The organism is Flavobacteriales bacterium (genome assembly GCA_013001705.1).
Lineage (GTDB): Bacteria > Bacteroidota > Bacteroidia > Flavobacteriales_D > JABDKJ01 > JABDLZ01.
Map to the genome: position 1 here is coordinate 1 of JABDLZ010000255.1, position 2,847 is coordinate 2,847.

The following is a 2,847-nucleotide window of genomic DNA, read 5'->3' on the forward strand; positions in this document are numbered from 1 at the left end:
CCCTACCTCTTCTATCGCGGGGGTGCCGGGTTCAGTTTCTGCGCAGAGACCAATCTGGCCATTGTTCTCAAATACATGTATGGCGTAGGCGTCCCTTTCAGCAAGTCTGAGGACGGAGAATCTCTCAAGTTCAATACCCATACCCTCAGCATAGGGGTACAATGGAGCTTCAGAAAGTGTGACTACTGCTACTCCAAACGCTACCGTTAAGAAACCCTCCAAACATCAACATCATGAAAAAGTATATCATCACCTTATACGCACTACTACTGGCACTGATCGGTGTTGGCCAGACGGATGGCTTGAATTATCAAGCAATCATCATCGACCGCAATGCCCAAGAATTACCCGGAGTGGATATCCAAGGGAACTATCTGTCTGATGAAGAGGTCAGCCTCAAATTCACCGTGCTGGATGTGACAGAGAATATCGAGTTCCAAGAAATACAGCATACGCGTACCGATACCTATGGCATGGTCAATCTCATCATAGGTCAAGGAGAGACCACTGGCAGCAGTCCAGGATCATTCGATGAGATAGAATGGGATGGGAGTGCTAAGGATCTAGGAGTAGAGATCAGCTATGGAGGTGCTGATTTCGAACTATTCAGTAAGCAACCGCTACTCTTCGTGCCCTATGCCTATCACCGCAATATCACGGCCACAGGTACCCTGATGGTAGATGGAACGACCACATTGAATAGCGATCTGGTAGTGGCCAATGCCAGTCCTACCCTTCTCACTGGGGACCTTACGGTAATGGGTGATGCAGATTTTCAAGGAAATACCCAGTTCAATTCCATCACTGTTCTTAATGAGAGCGACCTGCAAGGCACTCTGAACGTGGGAGGACCAGCTACAATGAATAATACCTTGGATGTCATTGGAACAGCCATACTTCATAACAGTTTGGATGTTTTGGGAAGTACCACATTGGCAGAATTACATGTACTCGGAAGCACTTTAATGGATGACACCCTTCACGTCAACGGATGGACCGAGATCGATAATACCTTCAATGTCATCTCCGAATTCCCCTCTAATTTCTCAGGGGATGTGAATATTGGTGGAAACACCTTTGCCAATCAGCAATTGCTGGTGGATGGAGCAGCTACTTTCTATGACAATATCAGTGTGATCGGTACATCCACACACTTGGGGGAATCCTTCATGAGTGGCCAGGTGACCATCGATGTCACCCTAGGGGCCGGACAATCCGACTATGACAATTATCCCCTAAGAGTGGAAGGGTCGGCTCAAGGTATCGCCATCAAGAGCACCATGGCCACTCCGAATAGCAACAGCAACTTCATCACATTTTTCGACTCCAACGAGAATGCCGTGGGCCGAATAGAGGGACAGACACAGTCTGAGATGACCTCATCTGCCGAGTACATTTTTGAGACAGCTGTACTGACTGCGAACGTGGTCTCCGCGGCTGCAGGTCTGGTCGGGGCGAGCACGTCCAGCACCATCTGTGTAGGATTAGGTGGTTGCGCTACTGCACCTATACCTTCTCTGGTCATTTCTGCCGGAATCGCATCTGCAACGGCTGTAGCCAACTTGGCGGCCTATCAGATCTTTGCATACTCCAATCTGGGTGTGACTTATGAATCAGGATCAGCAGACTATGCAGAGTGGCTGGAACGGGCGCATCCCGAAGAAGTGATGTCATTTGGAGATATCGTGGCCGTGAATGGTGGTTTGATCAGCAAGAACGGTGAGCATGCAGAACGCTGGATGGTCATCTCGCACAAGCCTGCCGTGCTCGGTAATATGCCGGATGCAGCCAGTAAGGATCGCTATGAGATGGTCGCCTTCCTCGGTCAGGTCCCGGTCAAGATATACGGAACTGCCAATGTCGGAGACTATATCCTACCCAGTGGAATGGGCGATGGATTCGGTAGAGCAGTCAATCCGGATCAGATGCGATTGGAAGACTACCCGAATATCGTAGGAGTAGCTTGGAGCGCTTCGGATAGTCCGCTCGCCAGCTATATCAATGTGGCTATCGGTATGAATCAGAACGATCTCTACGCACAGGTAGAGAAGCAACAAGCGGACATCGACCTGCTCAAACAAGAATTGGCCGACCTGAAAGCCATCATCACAGGAGGCCGACCGGCAGATGACACCGCTAGCACCGTGGAAAAACCATCCACAGGGGCTCAGACTCAGAAAGCCACTGCTGAGGAAATGCACTATGAGGTATCGCGAGACGAATTGGAACAGGCCCTCGACCGGCTCAAGGAGCTGCTCGAAGACCAAGGGATGGAAGTGGATACACACCCCTATCTATCCAGCATATTCAATGACCCCGACCAGCGAGAAGAAATGCTACAACGTATCCATACCATGGTGCTGAACCAGCGCGAATGGGCCGTGAACTATGACCGTTCACACGGATTCAAATGATAAGTGTAGTGAAAAGGAAGGGGCCGGCAGACATCCACGTCATACCGGCCCTTTCTTATTGAATATCGGGATCGATTCAGGAATCGAAGCGGTCCAGGTTCATCACCTTGTCCCAAGCGGCAATGAAATCCTCTACGAAGCGCTCTTTGGCGTCATCGCATGCATAGACCTCTGCAAGTGCCCTCAGTTCCGAGTTCGAACCGAAGATGAGATCGACACGAGTACCGGTCCATTTCACCATTCCGGTCTTGCGATCTGTGCCTTCGAAGACCTCATCGTTGTCATCCACGGCTTTCCAGGTCACTCCGAAATCAAGCAAGTTGACAAAGAAGTCATTGCTCAAAGCACCTACCTCATTGGTGAATACCCCATGATCGGAGCCGTTATAGTTGGCGCCCAATACACGCATACCACCGAGCAGAACGGTCATCTC

General features: G+C 50.3%; 3 protein-coding genes. 2 read left to right on the top strand and 1 reads right to left on the bottom strand.

The window, feature by feature from the left end:
* Together HKN79_10220 and HKN79_10225 are read left to right on the top strand one after the other, a co-directional pair.
* Positions 1-210: hypothetical protein (locus HKN79_10220; protein ID NNC83942.1), on the top strand; the 210-nt coding region annotated here is incomplete at its 5' end.
* A gap of 23 nt (positions 211-233) precedes the next feature.
* Positions 234-2,414 carry a hypothetical protein gene (locus HKN79_10225; protein ID NNC83943.1) on the top strand — a complete coding sequence of 727 codons (2,181 nt, stop codon included), beginning with the start codon at positions 234-236 and terminating at the stop codon, positions 2,412-2,414.
* A gap of 76 nt (positions 2,415-2,490) precedes the next feature.
* Here the strand turns inward: HKN79_10225 and HKN79_10230 are convergent.
* Positions 2,491-2,847, bottom strand: a 357-nt coding sequence (locus tag HKN79_10230; protein ID NNC83944.1) for a catalase-peroxidase, incomplete at its 5' end; no start/stop codon positions are given.

Excerpts from the sequence above, each read along its gene's own strand:
- HKN79_10225 (NNC83943.1), top strand. The coding sequence starts at position 234 with ATGAAAAAGTATATCATCACCTTATACGCACTACTACTGGCACTGATC.